The 18,356-nt window shown below is 67.0% G+C and carries 15 protein-coding genes; 1 reads left to right on the plus strand and 14 read right to left on the minus strand.

What is annotated here, in order from left to right; genetic code table 11:
• Nucleotides 1-4: 4 nt before the first annotated feature.
• Complete coding sequence (locus SLQ33_RS06505) at nucleotides 5-793, plus strand: hypothetical protein (RefSeq protein WP_319452979.1); 789 nt, start codon at nucleotides 5-7, stop codon at nucleotides 791-793.
• A 42-nt stretch (nucleotides 794-835) separates the two neighbouring features.
• Here the strand turns inward: SLQ33_RS06505 and SLQ33_RS06510 are convergent, their stop codons facing one another.
• The 14 genes from SLQ33_RS06510 to SLQ33_RS06575 form a co-directional block, all read right to left on the minus strand.
• Nucleotides 836-1,753 carry a hypothetical protein gene (locus SLQ33_RS06510; RefSeq protein WP_319452980.1) on the minus strand — a complete coding sequence of 306 codons (918 nt, stop codon included), beginning with the start codon at nucleotides 1,751-1,753 and terminating at the stop codon, nucleotides 836-838.
• Nucleotides 1,754-1,797: 44 nt separating this feature from the next.
• Nucleotides 1,798-4,113 (minus strand): EspA/EspE family type VII secretion system effector, encoded by a 2,316-nt coding sequence (locus SLQ33_RS06515; protein ID WP_319452981.1) that lies wholly within the window; start codon nucleotides 4,111-4,113, stop codon nucleotides 1,798-1,800.
• A gap of 99 nt (nucleotides 4,114-4,212) precedes the next feature.
• Nucleotides 4,213-6,504 (minus strand): hypothetical protein, encoded by a 2,292-nt coding sequence (locus tag SLQ33_RS06520; RefSeq protein WP_319452982.1) that lies wholly within the window; start codon nucleotides 6,502-6,504, stop codon nucleotides 4,213-4,215.
• Nucleotides 6,505-6,508: 4 nt separating this feature from the next.
• A complete protein-coding gene (locus SLQ33_RS06525) occupies nucleotides 6,509-7,480 on the minus strand; it encodes a hypothetical protein (RefSeq protein WP_319452983.1) in 972 nt (323 codons plus the stop codon).
• Between the two features lie 293 nt (nucleotides 7,481-7,773).
• On the minus strand, nucleotides 7,774-8,058 hold the full coding sequence (locus tag SLQ33_RS06530; protein ID WP_319452984.1) for a hypothetical protein: 285 nt from the start codon (nucleotides 8,056-8,058) through the stop codon (nucleotides 7,774-7,776).
• Between the two features lie 115 nt (nucleotides 8,059-8,173).
• Nucleotides 8,174-9,274, minus strand: coding sequence for a hypothetical protein (locus SLQ33_RS06535; protein ID WP_319452985.1), 1,101 nt, complete (start codon nucleotides 9,272-9,274; stop codon nucleotides 8,174-8,176).
• A 33-nt stretch (nucleotides 9,275-9,307) separates the two neighbouring features.
• Complete coding sequence (locus SLQ33_RS06540; protein ID WP_319452986.1) at nucleotides 9,308-9,646, minus strand: YbaB/EbfC family nucleoid-associated protein; 339 nt, start codon at nucleotides 9,644-9,646, stop codon at nucleotides 9,308-9,310.
• Nucleotides 9,643-11,184, minus strand: a complete 1,542-nt coding sequence (locus SLQ33_RS06545) for a PPE domain-containing protein (RefSeq protein ID WP_319452987.1) — start codon at nucleotides 11,182-11,184, stop codon at nucleotides 9,643-9,645. The genes SLQ33_RS06540 and SLQ33_RS06545 overlap by 4 nt, the downstream gene beginning before the upstream one ends.
• Nucleotides 11,185-11,219: 35 nt before the next feature.
• Complete coding sequence (eccE, locus tag SLQ33_RS06550; RefSeq protein WP_319452988.1) at nucleotides 11,220-12,617, minus strand: type VII secretion protein EccE; 1,398 nt, start codon at nucleotides 12,615-12,617, stop codon at nucleotides 11,220-11,222.
• Nucleotides 12,614-13,966 (minus strand): type VII secretion-associated serine protease mycosin, encoded by a 1,353-nt coding sequence (gene mycP / locus SLQ33_RS06555; RefSeq protein WP_413467589.1) that lies wholly within the window; start codon nucleotides 13,964-13,966, stop codon nucleotides 12,614-12,616. The genes eccE and mycP overlap by 4 nt, the downstream gene beginning before the upstream one ends.
• Before the next feature lie 231 nt (nucleotides 13,967-14,197).
• Nucleotides 14,198-14,455, minus strand: a complete 258-nt coding sequence (locus SLQ33_RS06560; RefSeq protein ID WP_319452989.1) for an HPr family phosphocarrier protein — start codon at nucleotides 14,453-14,455, stop codon at nucleotides 14,198-14,200.
• 28 nt (nucleotides 14,456-14,483) lie between these two features.
• Nucleotides 14,484-16,493 (minus strand): fructose-specific PTS transporter subunit EIIC, encoded by a 2,010-nt coding sequence (locus SLQ33_RS06565; RefSeq protein WP_319452990.1) that lies wholly within the window; start codon nucleotides 16,491-16,493, stop codon nucleotides 14,484-14,486.
• 23 nt (nucleotides 16,494-16,516) lie between these two features.
• Entirely contained in the window at nucleotides 16,517-17,494 is a 978-nt protein-coding gene (gene pfkB / locus SLQ33_RS06570) for a 1-phosphofructokinase (RefSeq protein ID WP_319452991.1), read from the minus strand.
• The gene (locus SLQ33_RS06575) at nucleotides 17,491-18,270 is read right to left on the minus strand and encodes a DeoR/GlpR family DNA-binding transcription regulator (protein ID WP_319452992.1); all 780 of its coding nucleotides are present in this window, start codon (nucleotides 18,268-18,270) and stop codon (nucleotides 17,491-17,493) included. Before SLQ33_RS06575 ends, pfkB begins: the two co-directional genes overlap by 4 nt.
• Between the last annotated feature and the right edge of the window lie 86 nt (nucleotides 18,271-18,356).

Raw genomic sequence — 18,356 nt, forward strand, 5'->3', positions numbered from 1 at the left:
GCTCGTGACGACACCTGAAACACTCGGCGTTGACCCGGTGTCGTTGTCGGGTTTCGGCAACGAGATGCTCTCTGCCGCAGGCGACATCCCGCTTGCGCCGCCGCCCTTCACGACGGCTGGCGCCGACCCCATCTCGTTGAAGATCATGAGCGCCCTGCCTGGCATCGAGACGCCCATTCAGACGGGGTTGCCGGAGATCAAGGCCGAGGCCACCAAGACGGCGTCCGACATCGTGGACGCAGCCGCGAAGTACCTGCAGACCGACGAGCAGTTGGCGAAGGCGTACGAGAATCAGCAGTTCGACGGCCAGGGCGGCTCGCCGGGTGGCGGTGGAGCGTCAGGTGGTGGCGTCCCGGGAGCCGGTGCGCCGGGCGCGGGGGCCGCCGCGGGCGCGCAGGCGGCGGGCGGTGCTGGAGGCATGGACCAGATGGGTCAGCTGATGAGCATGCCGATGCAGATGGCCGGACAGGCCGCGCAGATACCGATGCAGGCGATGGGCGCGCTGGGGTCGATACCGCAAGGCGTCATGCAGGGGGTGCAGCAGGTCAGCCAGATGGCCGGCGGGCTGGGCGGGGAGGACTCGTCGCCGGGCGAATCATCAACGCGCCCAGACGATCCGTCGAAGTCCGAGTCAGGACAGGACGGCGCCGCGTTAGCTCGAGATGACGCCGAGCGGGCGCCCGTCGAGCAAGCCCGACCCGAGGCCCGCGAGGAGCCGCCCACGCCGGCCGAGGAGAAGAAGACGCCCGCGCAGACCCGGCCCGCTGAGGTCGCTCAGCGGATGAACCTCTGAGTTCGGGCGTTGCTCCATCGCTTCCGGTGATACCGCCATTCGCTACGACTCCGGCCAGCCAGGAACGGCAGGCTCGACAGTGGGCGGATTGTCGACGACGGTGGTCGCCATCTTGGCCCGCTGATCGGCGTTCAGCGGATAGCGGTCAAGGCACTGCTGGCGCATGGTGTTTTCGGCGTCCTGTGCGTCGCGGGTGAGCTCTAGATCTTCTGGGCTACCAAGAACCACGCCGGGGTGATCGCCGTTCGACCAACCGGCGACGACTTCGCTGCCGGTGACGAACCAGGGGCCGAACACGTCGGTGCGGGGTGCGGGCTGAGGCCCGCGCTGCGGTGCGGTCGGCGCAGTTGGCCGACTGGAATCGGCGCGCGGATCGTGATCGCTGAACTCGATCCTCCACACCTTCATGTTGTCGTAGTCGTTTGGCGTGAGCCCGTTGAGGAGTTTCATCGGGGTGAATTGTGTTGCACCAGCGGCTTGCGTGTATGCGTTCAATGTGGAGTCGCAGACGAACGCACGAAAGCCGGTCGGGATGGGCTCGGTGCGCACCACGTGGAATTCTTCGTTGCCGACGATGCGCTGATTCGAATCGTGAAAGTCGGACGCGCCCCGCGACTTGCGAATCTGGCGTTGCTCGTAGGGGAGCTCCAGCGATTCCGGCGAGCCGGTCCTAGGCGGCGTTGGTGTCGCTTGCAGAAACCCTGGATACCCGTTGTCGATGTCGTCGGTGTAGCGGATTACGAGCCACGACTCCAAATACGCCCGTACGGGGACGGCCCAACCGCCAACCAGATCGACGCCTGGCTCGGCAGTCCACCGGAAGCGGAAGTCCTTCAACTTCTCCGGCCAACTACCTGAATGATCGCCGGTGGAGGGCGTGGAATCCGTTGGTGGGGAAGCGGGCGTGTGGCTGCACCCCACCACCGTGGCGATCAACACCGTTGCAGCGCCTAGTGCCATCAGCGAGCGTCCATCAACACGTGGGGGCAACGGGTACATCCGACTCACTTCTCCGGTGGCTTGATCTTGTCGAATTCGCCCTCAGAGACGTAGATCGCCGCCTCGTAAGCGTTCGACCACTTGATATAGGGGAACTCGTTGTTGCCTGCGACCGATGAGAGGTAACTGTCGATCAGCCTCTGCGGAGTATCTGGCCGCAGCGTCCCGTTCTCGAGATTGCTGCCGAAGACGCTGAGGTCCCCAGCCTTCTCGTGAACCAGGTAGCTTGCAACGGTTTTGGTGATTTCGTCCATGTCGCGCAGTGGCATCGGGGTCACCGTTCCCGGCGTTGGCGCCTCGCCGACGAATAGGTCGCGGAGGGGATCGCCGGGGATCTTGTCGTAGATGGCCACCGCGTCGCTGGCCTTTGGCACCTCGCCGACGACATCGTGGACGAGATCGAACCATTGCCCCTTCTTCTCCCACGCGGCTTGAGCGGCGTCGTAGGAGTTCTTGCCGGAGTCAAGTTGGTGGATGTACTCGCCCATATCCATGGAACCTTGGAGCTTGCCGACGGCCTTGAGCAGATCTCCGTCTGGAATTCCGCCGTGCGCGAGCCCATTTGAGTACTCGGCTACGTACTCCTTCCACGCGCTGGCGGCGTGGGCATTGAACCTGTCGCCTGCGACATCGTCGGAGTCGATGACGGCGAATAGACCACGAAGGTTGTTCGCATTGGCTCCGGTATCGAGGCGATCGAATCCCTTGGTGCCGTCGAGGTTATGGCCCGCCATATCGTCGATGTAGGGCACATTCGCATCGCCGAGTGCACGGACCAGTTCGGGATTGATCTGTCCGAGCGACTCGCTACCGGACATGTTGAGCAGGTCCTGATAGTGCTGGCCTGCGTAGGCATCGAAGGCGTGCATGGTCTGACCGGCCCGCTCGGAGTGGTCCAACGTGTCGGGGAACATGGCGCCGACCGCCTTCCCGTCGTCGGCCCAGTCGTGCCTGTACAAGTCGTGCATGAAGTTGTCGTTCGCGGCGGTGTCCTGTCCGGCGACCATGTCGTGCACGGCAACTGGATCATGCGAGGCCGACGAAATCAGCTCCTGCAGGGTGGGATCGAGGTTCTCATGGCCCCAGCTGTCGGGGTAGTCAGGCCATCTGTTGCTCTCGAAATGTTCGAGCAGTTCCCGTGATTCGGCGAACATCCCCTCGTTCAGCGCACTGCTTCGCTGCAGCGCGGGATCGCCGTAGTTCGAGATCGCTGCGACGTCGCGATACTCGTCGAGGAACTTGTACGGCTTGTTGTAATCGGGCGGCATGTGGGTTCTAGAGCCGTCCGGGTTATCGATCCAATAGCCGCTCGGGTCGTTCAGTAACGGGGCGTCGAAGACGTCCTGAATGCTGTTCGGCAGGTTCTCCTTGCCGCCCGTCGACGGGACGTATCCGTCCTGCCCAGGCTTGATCGACGGGTCGATGGGGGAGGTCTTGACGCTGTCCGAGCCGATGAGGTGAAGCGCATTGGACACCGCCTTGGCGTCTTGCGGTGGGAGCTTGTCCAGCGCGGCCTTGATCTCCTCGGGCGACTTGCCATCCATCGAGTGCGACAACTCGTTGAGATAGGCCATGCGCTCCGGCGGAATCGTCAGATTGCCCTTGTCGAGGTCGGCCTTCTGCTCGGGAGTCAGGGTGGTGGCGTCGTGCAGTCGCGTGGATTCCTCGGGACTCAGTTGTCCGTCGGCTAGTGACTCCCCGTCGTCGTGGCCATGCTCGCCGGCCTCGTCGATGTCGTGTTTGCGCTTCTCCTCTTCCTGCTTCTTCTTGTCTTCTTCGTCCCCCTGAACGCCCTGAAGATCCGGTGCTTCTTTGAGGTCGCCGAACTTCTGGTTCCCGAGTGCCTGGTACTCGCCGCCGATCTTCTTCACTTCTCCGGCGACGGTGTTGAGTTGACCATTCGAAGTAGTGATCACGTCCTGCAGCTGCCCGAGGCCCTTCTGGACGATCGGCATCAGTTGCGTCTCGCGATTCTTACCCGGCGGCACCGAGGCGGCAGCGTCGACCACCCACTGACGCACCGCGTCGAGGTTCTGCCGGCCGGTCGACACAATGTCCGCCGACTGGGTGACCTGCGCGCTGAGCCGCCGATCGAGTCCCGCCAACTGACCGAACACCTTGCCGTGCTCGGTGTTCGCCGTCCCGTAGGCGCTGGCCGCCGTCCCGTTCCACCGCGACCCGGGCGCCGCCGACTCGACGGTGGTCTGCATCTGGCGCAGGGGTCCGCTCTGGTCGAACCGCTCCCCCGTCTGAGGCACCCCCTCGCCGAACGTCTCGCGCGCCTTCGACCACGTCGACAGGAATCCCTCAAGCACCCCCACGCGACGCCCTCCCCGACTGGTTTTCGATCAATCCTAAAACGCGACAGCTACCGTCCGACGCGGCAATGTTCGCGCCTATACCCGCGAACGCAGAACAGGTTAGACAGTGGCGTCGGTATTGATGGCGTCTGATATGAGTACGGCGAGGTGCTGCCAATACACCCAATCGGCGATTGCGGCGCGCTGGCTCGGTCCATCCGTCGCAGTGTGTGCCCGGTGCAGGGCGAGCTCTTGAGCGTGGTCGGCGTACGTGATGAGCGCTTCGAGCTGGGCGGCGCCGCGGTCGGGCATCGTGCTCATGAGTGGCTTGGTGACGTCGAACCACAGCATCACCGAGTTGTCGGTCGGCTCCAGGGTGTCGGCTTGGGCTGGCGGTAGGAGCTCACTGAGCGCGACGTCGCTGACCGACGCCAGCCGGGCGGCTGCCCCGGGCGCGATGACCTCGAGTCGGCTGCGGCCCTGCATCTTTCCGGTGTCGGGGATGTCGTCGGGCTGCAGTATGACCTTGGCCGTGCCGGGGTCGAAGGTGGCGAACTGTGCTTCCGTCGCGATGACGGCACGTAGCTTCTGGCTTCGGGCCTGGGCCCAACCCTGAACGGCGAGAATCGGATACGTGGTCCACTTGGCGCGCTCGGCTGGTGGGATCGATTCGTCGGCGGTGGCCATCTGGACCTGTTCGGGCAGGTTGACGCCTTCGGGGATGTAGCCGAGGCCGTAGCTGTTCGCGACGACGATGGTGCCGTCGACGCAGAGGCCCGTCACCCAGAAGAAGCCGAAGTCCATCACGCCGACGTTGAGCGCGGCGCCGATTCTCCGGGCCAACGTCAACGCGTCGTTTCCGCCGCCCCTCTGACGACGAGCGGCAGCCCCGGCTGCGGAGGCGGCGATGGTGTCGCGTTCGAGGCGCGCGTTCGAAACAGGAACGGGCGCCGGCGCCGCCGTGGCGGCCGCAGCCGAGTTCGTGGCCGCGGCGGGGTTGACGCCGGGTCCGGTGGGCACAGAGGAGCCGGGAGTGCCGCTGCCGCCGCCGGTTCCACCGCCGCCGGGGCCGGCGGGTGGGGGCGTAGCAGGCGCGCCGAGAGGCATCGGTGGAGGCGCTGCGGGAGTGGACGGTGCACCGATCGGCGCCGGACCTGAACCGCCACTGCCTCCGCCCGACAAGCCGCCGCCACCACTGCTGCCTCCACCGCCGGGGCCGGAAGCTCCGCCACCGCTGGGGCCGGTCGCTGCTGCAGCAGATGGTTCGAGTCCTTGCGGCGGTAGCACCGGCGCTTGTGCAGCGGCCGGCATGACGGGTTGCGTGGGCGTGGGCGGACCGGATGCGGCGCCCTTGGCGACGTCATTCATGAAGCGCTGCTGTTGTTCGGCAGGCGTGAGTGGAGGTTGCCCACCCGCGGATGCGGGAGTACTGGCGTCCTGCTTGTACTCGGCCATCTGGCTCGGCGGGTTAGCGCTGTTTCCGGGGGAAGGGTTGCTGGGGTGGCCGCCGAGGCTGGGGCTTGAGGAGCCAGATGGACCCGACGGGCCGCCACGTCCGGGCATGGTGGGCGACATACCCGAACCGCCAGGATCGGAACGGGTTGGCGCACCGTCGGCGCCGACGGTGCCGGAAGGCGCGGGTCGAGGATCCGACGAGTAGGGGTTTGAGCTCACCGGAGAAGCGGGCGCTTCTCCCCCGTTCTCGACCGGATTGCGTTGGGGGCCCCGACCTGGCGCAGTAAAATATGACACCGGTGTGGCCGGCACCGAGGCATCCTCCCCGCCGACGTCTCCCAACAATCTGTTCGTCCCCGAGCCTGGGGAACGACTTCCTGGTGTCGGTGCCGGGGACGCCGCAGGCTCTCCGCGCACCGTTTGCGGGCCACTCTCGCCACGTCCGTCGAGACCTGGAAACGTCGCGTCGAGGTCGGCCGCCGCGTCGCTTACCGTCTTCGTATTGCGCAACAGAGTGGTACTTACGATCCTCTCGATCTCGTTCTCCTGCGCGATGGAGTCGCCAATTCCGATGCTCTCCTCTTGCTTGTCGATCTCTTGCTGGGCCGCATCGGTGTCTGCGACGATCGTGTTCTTGGCATCGATGATCGCCTGGCGTGCGGAGTCGTAGAACTGGATGGCGCTGTCGAGTCGACCCTTGAGCGCCTCCATCTTCTGGATGCGATCGTCGACCTGTCCCTCGGCTGCGGTCGAGGCCCCACCGAACCACCCGTTGTGGTTGAAGATCGCCGACTTCTTGCCGTTCCAGGTATCGATCACGCCGGTGAGTTCTGTGCGGACGGTCTTCAGTGCATCAGACCGTTGCTGCAATGTGTCCTCGTCGGCCTGAGGCCAGGCCGCCGGGGGCGCTGTCATCTCGTCCTTGCGACCGCCCGACGGTTTAGGAATCGATGTCATGTTGCTACTTCGCCGTTGCCTGGCATGCGCTTGCAATCGCGTTGTTGAGCCGTAGGCCTGGTGTCACCACATAGTCGTCCGCGGCGGTATAGGTCGAGGTCGAGTTGGCGTAGGCACGAAAGTAAAGCGCGCTAAGCGTAGCGAAATCCTCGAATACCGGATTGCCACTGCCTCGGCCAAGCTGTTCAATCTTTGAGGCGTAGCGGGTGAACGCATCGGCGGCGGTCTCTTGAACGCTACGTTGCTCAGGAGTCCAGCTGGTTGCGGGTATCTGTGTGTCCTGGCGCGACCACTCCTGCAGTTCGGCCTCAAAGGATGCCGAGCCGACCACCCAGTCGGCGCAAGTACGAGTCACCCCTGTCAGAAATCGCTCGGGATCTCCAGAAAACCCACCATCGGGCGGATCGGACGGCGTCTGGGCGGCTGGCACCGTGGAAGCTCGGCCAATAACGTTGCCTTGTCCGATTGCATCGCAAATCGTCGATATCGTCCGCGACAAACTCACATTGACTCGGGATAGGAGATCGTCGTCTGGAACGTATGTCGCCAGTGATTCCGCGTATGCGCGGCCGTATGCGACGAACTGTTCGTAGAGTTCGCGCATCACTCGATGGGGCGTCCGCTTCGCGAGATCTAAAGCTTGATCCGACGTGGCGCGCATTCCATTCCCGGCGGCCTCGAACTGCGCCCGCTGATCGGGTGTCCATTCTGACGCGGGAGTCGTTGGACTGCGTTGGCGCCAACCTTCGGATTGCGACGCGGCTAGGGCGTTCTGTAGTGGCCGCCAGCCGTCGCAAGTCGGGTCTGAGGTGATGATCGCAACTGGGCCGGTATCGTTCGCGCTGGCAATGCCGCTTGCCGTTGGTGGCGTAGACGTCTCAGTCGGTCCACCACCGCCCGACCCGTCACGGGTGAAGAACAGGGTGACGCCGACCGAGATGGCGATCACTAGAAGCACGGCGACGGCGACAAGCAACCACTTCAACCCATTGTTCTGATTCGGAGGCGGCGGAGGCTGCTGAGCGCCCCATCCGGGCGGTGGGTAGTAACCGGGCGGCGGCTGCTGAGGAGGGCCGGGCGGCGGCGCCCCTGGGCCCCACTGACCTGGCTGCGGCGGGTAACTCATCCGCGCATCTTCAGCTGTTGGCGACCCAATTCAATACTCCCCAAGACACGAATTACTCGCGTTCGAACGTACCGGACATCACTACACACCCAGCGTAAAGCACAAATTAGCGGCTAGTGCGCGGCATTTGTAGTCCGGAGAATTCAAGAGAGTGCTGCGGTCGCTACCGGTTCATGCCCAGGTCTCGAGGGAGACGCACTCGACGCGTCATCGCCGTCATCGCGCATGACCAACAACGCAACACCGATCGCAATCGCGGTGGCCACCAGCACCGCGACCACCGCGATGATCCACTTCACCCCGCCTCGCCGGGGAGTCGGCGCCGACGGCCCCGTGCCTGGCGGGAAGTAGAACCCGGGCGGCAACTGTCGCGGGTCGACGGGCGGCAAGGCTTGGCCAAAGGGGTCCTCGTGCGACGGTGTGGTCACGCGCGTACTCCCACCCGGTGTGTGCTCAATTCCCCAACTCCCGCAAGACGAATGGCATGTGAAACCAGCCTAAGTCGACGGCGGATAGCGCCAGTGCACCAATTTGGGGAGCCGGTCAGCCCGCGGGCGCTGCCTGACACGCCGCAGACACCAGGTTGTCGAGCCGCAAACCCGCCGACGCCAGGTAGTGGTCGCCAGCCGCGTAGGTCGGCATGGCCGCCACGTACGCGCGGAAGTACTGCGCGGCGAGCGTCGCGAAGTCCTCGAACACCGCGTTGCCGCTCCCGCGTCCCGCCGCTTCCAGAGTCGTCGCCGAACCACCGAGCAGTGCCGCCGTACGCTCCTGCACGGCCCGCTGCTCGGGAGTCCACTTGTCTGCGAGGATGTCTGGGTTCAGATCCCTCCACGCCTGCGTGTCGGTCTGCATCGTCGACTCGGCGGGCACCCAGCGGCCGCACGTCGGCCCGGCCTGCGGAATGAACCGCTCCGGGCTTGCCGGGTTGCCCGGCGGCGCCGGCGCAGTGGGCGGCGCCGCCGACGGCACAGCAGGCGCCCGGGAAATGGCCGAACCGGAGTCGGCTGCCGCGCAGATCTCCGAGATCGACTGGAACGCAGCAATGTTCGTGCGCGCAAGCATGTCGTCGGCCGGTTGGTAGTCCGCCAGCGAATCGGCGTAGGACCGCCCGTAGGCGATGAACGCCTCGTAGAGCTCACGCAGCACGCGGTGCGGCGTCTGCCTCGCCAGCCCGACGGCGTCGTCCGCGGTGTTCTTCATCGCGGTGCCGACCGCCTCGAACTGCGTACGCTGCGCCGGATTCCAGGCCGACGCGGGGATGGACGCGTCGCGCTGCTCCCAGCCGTTCGACTGCGCCGACGCGAGCGTGCTCTGAATGCTGCGCCAGCTCTGGCATGTCACGTCGGTCGTGATGATCGCCACCGGCCCCGCGTCGCTCGCACTGGCGATCACGGTAGGCGAAGTCGTCGCACTCGAGGCCGCAGCGGGAGTCGTCGGTGCCGCCTGCTTGTCGGAGCCCGGCGCGCTCGGGTCGTCACCGGTGAACAGCAGGATGGCACCGACCACGACCGCGACCACCACGGCCAACGCGATGAGGCCGATCCACTTCGTGTAGCCGCCGCGGCGGCGCGGCGGCTTGGGCAGCGGCTCGGGGGCCCACCCTGGCGGGTAGTGGTCCCCAGATTCGTCTGAATCTCCCACGGAGTGGCTCATACGCGACACCTCACGATCGGCTCATGACACGTCGTTCATGTCGGCGGTGATCTCTGCGACGGCGACGTCGAGGCGTTCCCGGTCCGCGGTGATCGACTCGGCAGCCTCGGCCGTTGCCTTCTGCAGCGCCTCGTTGACTCGGCCCTGCACCACGTCCGCGCCGAGGCGCAGCACCCCGTCCTCGATGAAGACGTCCGTCAACAAGTGATGACCGTTGAGCGTCACCTCGACCGTCTCGGATTCGTCTGTCGCCGTGAACGTTTGGGTGCTCATCTTGGCCAGCTGGTCATCCATCAACGTCTGGAGCCGCTGGGCCTGCTGCAACACCGCGGCAACCTCGGGGTGCATGTCATCGCTCATGACGAGTCCTTGTTGGGCTGGCCGGCCTTGCGTTGCGGCTGACCGATGTAGCCCTCAGTCCACGGCCGGTCCTCGTTGTAGATCTCCTCGTCGGGGGTCAGTCCGGGCGTACGCTTCCGCTCCTTGCCGCCACCCTGCCCTTGCGCGCCGTGCATGGGCATGCCGCCGCCCATTCCGCCCATGCCCGCTCCGCCTGCGCTCGCGGCCGCCGGGGTGCCGGCACCCTGTGCGCCCCCGGCACTCGGCCCGGGTCCGACGGCTACGCCGCCAACCGACGGCTGCAACGGCATGTTGGGGGCGCCACCGCCGCCGCCCGAGCCGCCACCCGATCCACCACCACCCGCACCGGAGGCGGCTGGTTGCAGGCTCGGATCTCCTGGCAGCTTCGGAAGATCCTTCGGCATGTCCCCGCCTGGCAGGCCGCCTCCCGGCGGCCCGCCGCCGGAACCGCTTCCGCCAGAAGGCGAACCGCCACCCGACGGCGAACCGCCCGACGGCGAACCTCCGGACTTGCCGGCCTCCTGCGCGGACATAGGCGAGACTGCGGCCGTCTCGGGCACCTTGGGCGTGCCGCCTTCAGGAGCCCCACCCGATCCCCCGCCGCCAGCCGGGTTGGCGCCGTTCCCGGTGTCGGCGGGCTTCGTTCCGTTGCCCGTCACGGGCGCGGTCGGAGCACCGCTTGGCGGCGGATCCGGCGCGTGGATGCGATCCGGGTTGGCCTCACGTGCGTAGGCTTCTCGGATATCGTCGGACTGCAGCTGCAGGTCGGCCATCTTCTCCGAGATCTGATGGGCCAGCCCACCGCCCAAGCTCTGTGCCTGCATTAGTTCGGCCTTCAACTCGACGTACTGCTGGTAGACCGGCGTGTGCTGGAACATGGCCTTGACGTGCGCATCCGAGACGCGCATCGCTTCACCCGCGAGTTGATGCCACGACGTACCGAGCTTGAAAAGCCAGTCGCCGTAGGAGCTGAACTTCTGATAGGCCTGCTGGGCGGCGTCGCCTTCCCAGTTCTGGATCGGCTCCTTGAAGGTCTGTGCCGAGGTCTGGAGCGTGTTGCCGTTCTGGATCCACACCTGCGCGGCGTCCCGCAGCGACGCGCCGTTGTCGCCAGTTGCCAAGTCCGTTTGCGTCTTCTCGATGTCGGCGTAGCCACCGGCACTCACGTCTGTGGGGTTGCCCATCGGGATTGGAGGAGTCGGGTCCGGAATCGAGTTGGCCTTGGGCGTGACGGGCCCAGCCGGGGGACCGCTACCGTCGAGGGATGCCTGGGCGGCCGCATCGACCTCGTCGTAGGCTGCGGCGACCGAGTCCAATGTCTCGGCCAACCGCTCGCCTTCGCGATCCCCGTAGCTCTGGCATTGATAGACGTGACTTGCGTTCGAATTCAGATTGTCGACCGCGGATTTCGACAGCGGCAACAGATCCGGTGGCACCACGATGGGCTTGTCCAGCAGCGAGTTGCTGAAGTTCAGGTTCTTGATCTGGACGGCCTTGGTCCGCAGATCCTGTGTCTCGACGTATACCCCGTCTCCCATGTCCCCTCCTCAAACCCGGCGCGTCACGGCGTACATCATTGCTCCAGCGCCATCTGATAACGGCTTTCCTCACGCGGGTTGATCAGCCGGATGGGCAGCTGACGGTGGCGCGGGGTGTCGATGAAGTTGTGCCGCAACACGACTCGTCCGATACCAGGGTGTGGCCCCAGGTAGGTGGTCGAGTTGGGCCACGCCACCTTGGCGACCTGACCGACGCGGGCGTTGATGAAGCCTGCGAACTCGCGGAACTGCGGGCCTAGCGTGACGACCGCCCCGCACGCCGCCGACCGCACCACGAACTGGGTGAACAAGCGCGCGTCGCCGAGGTTGATGCTGACGTCGACGTCGTCGAACGGCATGTACACCGGATACCGGTCCGCGGTCTCGCCGACGAGCACGCCCGCGGAGCCGATCGGCAGCTCGTAGTGCCGGTCGGTCAGCGGGCTCTGCCCGTGCAGTGCGGCGCGCTGCCCGCCGAACAGGCACGAAAAGCCGCGCGGCGTCGACGGATTGGCGAGCGTGGTAAGCAACACCGTCGTCGTCGGCGCGATGCCGGGACGGATCCGCACCCGGGTGATCGTGTGGTCGGCGCGGGCGGACCACCACACGTCGGGACCGCCCGCCGCGGTGTAGGCGGCGGTGAACGTGCTGCGGCCCTTGATCGACGACCACGACTCGCGCTCGAAGCTGATCTCGGTAGCCCGGTCGAAGTCGTCGAAGCTGCGGCCGCACCGTGCGTCGATTCCATTGCTGGCCAACTGATCTGCGATACGAGTCGTGGAGGCGACCAGATACCGCGCGAGGCCTGCCACGCCCGCCTCACGTCGCAACGCGGCCTTGCGCGTCTGCTCGGGCTTGGCGCGCAACACGATCCAGGTGCGGCGATTGGCTGGCGCCGGGTACGGCCCGACGACCTGTTCGTACAGCGCGACCAGGCTGGACGGCGCCGTCTTGCCGACCCGATAGCCGGCCGAGACGACGTCGGCCTCCATGTCGGGGCAGTGCGCGACGAGCAGTTGTTCGACGAGCCTGGTGTCGACGACGTCGTCGGTGAACGCTTCACCGGTGACGATCACGGTCGGGGTGAACGGCCGGGGAACCAGTTCGATGACCGATATCAGGTACTCGCCGTGCCAGCGCACCGCGACGTGATCACCTGGCATCACCGTCGATCCGACCGCTGGTTCCGACGGGGCGTCCGGCACGACGCGGTGCCGTCGACGCCACGAGAAGATCGCCACGATCCACCCGGCGAACCGGCGGCCGCGCACCGTCAGCACGGCCGCGACCGCGATGAGCACACCCAGAGTGATGCCGAGCCACATCAGGTCGAGGTGGATGAACAGGATGACGACCGCGGGGATCAGGACCGCCGCCCACAGCAAGTGGCCGGTGGTGACGCGAATGCCGAACTGCGCCAAGAAGTTCTTCATCGACGGCGCCTCAACGCGCGGCGGGCCAGTGCACCGATTCCTAGCGCCAGCGCGAGGCCGACTCCCGTCAGGACCACGATGTTGATGGGGCCCCGGTCGGGCGGGGGAATGTAGACCGGCGGCGGCAGCTGTTTCACCTTGTACGGCACCGTCTTCGGGCCGGGTGCGACATCCCACGTCAGCGCGGCGACGGGATCGATGACACCCGCGCCGACGTAGTTGTCGACGCCGCCACCGGGATGCCTTGCCGTGGCCGTGATCCGGTTGATGATCTGTGCCGGGGTCAGGTCGGGGAAGCGCTGTTTGACCAACGCGGCCAACCCGGACACGTACGCGGCGGCGAAGGACGTGCCGTTGATCGGGATCGGACCGTCTTGTCCCTGAAGGGCATTCACCGGATTGCCGTCATACCCGAGCGCGATGACGTTCTCGGCGGGCGCGGCCGCACCGACCCACGGCCCGGACATCGAGAACGTGCTCGGCTGGCCGTTGGGTGCGATGCCGCCGACCGTGAGCACCAGCGGTGAGTACCAGGCAGGCGAGACGATGGTCTGCACCTGCTTCCATCCGCGCGGGTCCGCGGGGGTCGAAGCGTCCGGCGGCGGGTTCTGGTTGCAGTCCTGCCCCGTGTTGCCCGCCGCGACGACGATGACTGCGCCCTTGACGTTCACGGCGTACTCGATGGCTGCGCCGAGTCCGGATTCGTCGATGGGCCGGGTGATCTTGTAGCAGGCCGCCTCGCTGATGTTGATGACCTCAGCGCCCATGTTGGCGGCGTGCACGATCGAACGCGCAAGGCTGCGCAGGGAACCCGCGGTCTGCGTCGTGTTCGGGTCGTTGGGGTCGGTGCGCGAACCCACGGGCTGGAAGTTGTCCGACGTCTGGCGAAGCGAAAGGAGCCGCGCGGCAGGCGCGACGCCGATGAACCCGTCGGTCGGTGCCGAGCGTCCGGCGATGATCGATGCGGTGAGCGTTCCGTGCGCATCACAGTCGGACAAACCGTTGCCGGCATTGTCGACGAAGTCGCCGCCCGGCTCGGCGGGAACGCGGGGCGATGCGTTCACCCCGGTGTCGATGACCGCGACAGTTACTCCCATACCGGTTGCGAACTTCTGCGCCTCGGCGAGTTGAAGGTAGTCGTTGGGCCAGGGCTTGTCGGCGAAGTTCGAGTTGGGGAAGACGGTCGGTGCGCCGCAGACGCGCCGCTGCTCGGTCGGCTGGTCGGGTCCCGTTTCGTCAGGTGGAAGCGCGCTGGGGTCTATGGCGGGAGGGTCGATGGCGATGGCCGGCGGTGCGCTGAGCAACGCCAGGAACAGCGCCGCCAGCAGAATGCAGACGCGTCGGATCATTCGTCGTCCCCTGCGGCGTTCGCCCGGCCCACGCTGCGCTGAAACGGCGTTAGCAAACGAAAGGCCGCCCAATGGGCGGCACATCGCCTAACGTCAAGCCCCCTGACCTCTTGCACCCCGCAATCCTACGGTGGCGCGGGAGGGGGTGGCTCCGCTTTCTGTCGGGGTGACCGACCGGGGGCGCCAACGACCCAGTTCAGGCCATTCGCCGCCCCCGACCGAAGCGACGATTCAGGCGTCGAGGTCCTGTTGGACCAGCGCCGCGACGGTGCTCAGCGCCGTCTCGTCGTCCGACGCGACGGTCACCTGGGCGCCGTTTCCGGCTCCGAGCGTCATGATCATCAGCGCCGAGCCGGCGTCCACCGGCTCACCGCCGTCGACCGACAGAGTGACGGGTACTCCGGCGTTGACTACGGCCTCGGCGATGATCGCGGCGGGGCGGGCGTGCAGGCCGATCGACGAACCGACGATGACGGTCTTGGTGGGCATGGCGAGTCTCCTTGTGGTGGTGAGTGGGTCAGACGGTTGCCAGGGCCGGGGTCGGCTCGGCGGCGGCGGTGGGCTTGGCGAATTGCTTGGCGGCGATGACGGCCAGCGCGCCGGCGACCATCCCGGCCGCGATGGCGATGACGAACCACAGCTTGTTGTCGATCGCGAAGAGCACGAAGATGCCGCCGTGTGGGGCCCGGGAGGACACCCCGGTCGCCATGCAGAGCGCGCCGGTGATCGCCCCGCCGAACATCATCGACGGGATGACGCGCAGCGGGTCGGCCGCCGCGAATGGGATGGCTCCCTCAGAGATGAAACACGCGCCGAGAAGCCATGCGGGACGGCCATTCTCACGTTCAGGTTCACTGAACAGCTTCGGGCGCAGCACAGTAGCCAGTGCCATGGCAAGAGGCGGCACCATACCTGCGGCCATGACCGCCCCCATGATCTCGAACGACGCCGTGGTCGCCGCCGTGAGCCCGGCGGTGGCGAAGGCGTAGGCGGCCTTGTTGACCGGGCCGCCGAGATCGAAGCACATCATCAGGCCGAGGATGACGCCGAGCAGGACGGCCGAGGTTCCGGTCATGCCGTTGAGCCAGTTGGTCAGGCTGGTGTTGACCCAGGCCAGCGGACGGCCGACTAACAGGAACATCAGCAGGCCTACGGCAAGTGAGGCGAACAGAGGGATGACGACGACTGGCATCAAGCCTCGGAACCATTTCGGCACCTGGAGTCTGCTGATCCACAGCGCCGCGAACCCTGCGATCACGCCGCCGACGATGCCGCCGATGAATCCTGCGCCGACGAAGACAGCGACCGCGCCTGCGGTGAATCCCGGTGCGATGCCGGGTCGGTCGGCGATCGCGAAAGCGATGTAACCGGCCAGCGCAGGCACCAGGAAGCCGAACGCGAGCCCACCGAGTGTGAACAGGATCGCCCCGAGGTACTGGGCGAAGCCACCCGGCGGAAGGTTCGTCAGCGAGTTGTTGAGCGCATACATGTGCGCAAACGACTCGGTACCTCCGTCGGGCTTGTTGGCGATCTCGTAGCCGCCGAACAGGAACCCGAGCGCGATGAGCAGGCCCCCGGCCGCGACGAACGGGATCATGTAGCTGACGCCGGTGAGCAGGATCTGTCGGGTGCGGGTACCCCAGCCGACCCCGCCGCCGGCGGACCCGGTGGCCGGGCTGGCATCGCCCGCCGCGGCTTGGACCCGCGCTGCGTTGGGATCGCTTGCGGCGCTTACCGCTTCGCTAATCATCTTGGCGGGCTCGTTGATGGCACGCTTCACGCCCGAGGCGATGACGGGCTTGCCCGCGAAGCGGCCCTTGTCCTTGACGCCGACGTCGGTGGCGAAGATGACGGCGTCGGCCGAGGCGATCACGTCGGCCGACAGCGGGGTGCTGCCCGAGGACCCCTGCGTCTCGACGTGCAGGGTGACGCCGGCCTCCTTGGCGGCAGCCACCAGCGAGTCGGCGGCCATGTAGGTGTGCGCAATGCCGGTGGGGCATGCGGTGATTGCGATGAGCGTCTTCGCGGCCGGTGCGGCCGGAGCCTCGGCGGCGGGAGCCTCAGCAGGTGTGGCGGGCGCGGGATTGACCACACCCTCGACGAGCGCCACCACGTCGTCGGCCGACGCGGCGTTGCGTAGTGACTCGACGAAGTCCTTGCGCACCAACGCCCGGGCCAGACTCGACAGCAGCTTCATGTGTTCGGAGCCGCCCGACTCGGGCGCCGCGATCAGGAAGGCGAGGTCGGCGGGGCCGTCGGGGGCGCCGAAGTCGACCTTGGGGGACAGCCGCGCAAACGCGATCGTGGCGGTGTCCACGTGCGGCGAGCGACAGTGGGGGATGGCGATGCCGCCAGGCAGTCCGGTGGCGGACTGCTCCTCGCGGGCCAATGCGGCGGCGACGAGCCCGTCACGGTCGGTGGTTCGCCCGGCGGCGGCGAGGAGGTCGGCAAGCAGACCGATGACGGCCTCCTTGTCGCCGCCAGCATCGACGTCGATGGCGACGAGTTCGGTGGTGGTGATGGACATTTCGCTACCTTTTCCTTGAGTGGCTACGGACTGGTGGACGCGGGTGCGAGCGCATACACCCGAACGGCGTTGAGGTCGAGTTGAGCGGGCGTGGGTAGCGCGGAGCCCGGGAGCGCGGCCGCCGAACTGCCGTAGGCGACGGCCATCTGGAGGCGTTGCGGCGGCTCGGCCCCGCCGACCTCGGCGCGCAGGTAGCCCGCGAGTGCGCTATCGCCGGCGCCGACGGTGCTGCGCGGGGTGATCGGGGGAGGGGCGGCCATCCAGCTGCCGGTGGCGTCGACGAGCACCGCACCCGCTGCGCCGAGCGTGACGAGCACCGCACGCACGCCGTCGCCGATCAGCTTTCTGGCCGCGGTCACCACCGGCTCGGGATCGCCTGCAGCGGTGGCATTCTCGAGATCCGCGGGCGATGCGCCGACGAGGCTCGCCAGCTCTTCGGCGTTGGGCTTGATGAGGTCCGGCGCGGCGCTTCCGAATGCGGCGGCCAGCGCGGCGAGCGGACGTTCCGACGTGTCGACGGCGACGCGGCACGGAAGCGGCGAGAGCAGCTCGACCACCTGGGCGTACCAATCCTCGGGCACGCCGGGCGGGAGCGAGCCCGAGAGCACCACCCACGACGCGTGCTGCGCGGCGTCGTGCACGGCCTGAGTCAGGGCACTCAATGCGGACTCGTCGAGGTGGGCGCCGGGCTCGTTGAGTTTGGTTGTGGTGCCATCGGATTCGGTGATCGCGAGGTTGGTGCGCACCGCGCCGGTCACCGGCACGCAGCGGAACGCGACGCCGCTGCTGTGCAAGGCCGCGACGATGGGATCGGACTCCGCGGCGGGCAACAGCGCCACCGCGTCCAGCCCGGCCAGGCTCAGGGCTCGCGCGACGTTGACGCCCTTGCCCCCGGGTTCGGAGCTGGCGGATGTGACGCGGTGCATGGCGCCGCGGGTGAGCGGCGTGCCGAGCGTGACCGTGCGGTCGATGCTCGGGTTCGGGGTGACGGTGACGATCATGCGGACTCTCCCGCGCAGACGACCTCGACGCCGCTGTCGGTCAGCGCGCGGTGATCGGCGGCGCTTATCTCGGTATCGGTGATGAGTGTGTCGACGCTCGAGATCGGCGCGAAGCTGACGAAGTCCTCCCGGCCGACCTTGCTGGAGTCCGCCGCGACGACGACGTAGTTGGCGCACTGGACCATGGCGCGCTTGACCGCGGCCTCGTCGCTGTCGGGGGTGGACAGCCCGTGCCGCACGCTGATGGCGTTGGTTCCGATGAAGGCGATGTCGACGCGCAGCGAGTCGAGCACCCGCAGCGCCTGCTCGCCCACCGCGGCCTGGGTGACTCCGCGCACCCGGCCGCCGAGCAGCTGCAGCGATACCGAGTTGATGGAGGCCAGCCGGGCGGCGATGGGCACCGAGTTGGTGACGACGACGAGGTCGCGGTCGGTCGGGAGCACCGCGGCGATGCGCGCCGTCGTCGTGCCCGCGTCCAGCAGCACCGACGCACCGCTGAGCGGGAAGAACTCGGTGGCGGCAGCGGCGATCGCGTCCTTGTAATCGGCGCGGGTGGTTTCGCGCTCGCCCACTCCGGGTTCGACGAGGTGCAGCGCGCGCGCCGGGACGGCGCCGCCGTGGACGCGTCTCACGACGCCGGCCTTGTCCAGGGTGGCCAGGTCACGTCGCACGGTCTCGGTGGTGACGTCATACTCCTGCGCGAGCTCGGTGACCGACGCGCGGCCCCTGCTGATCACCAGTGCGGCGATCGCCTGCTGGCGCTCCTCGGCGTACATGAGCCTCCGTATGTGTGGGAAACCACGTTGATGAATGTTGATATATGTTGTTTTACTCCCGACTGTGTTGACTTGTCAATCATTTC

This window comes from Mycobacterium sp. RTGN6, assembly GCF_033804605.1.
Lineage (GTDB): Bacteria > Actinomycetota > Actinomycetes > Mycobacteriales > Mycobacteriaceae > Mycobacterium.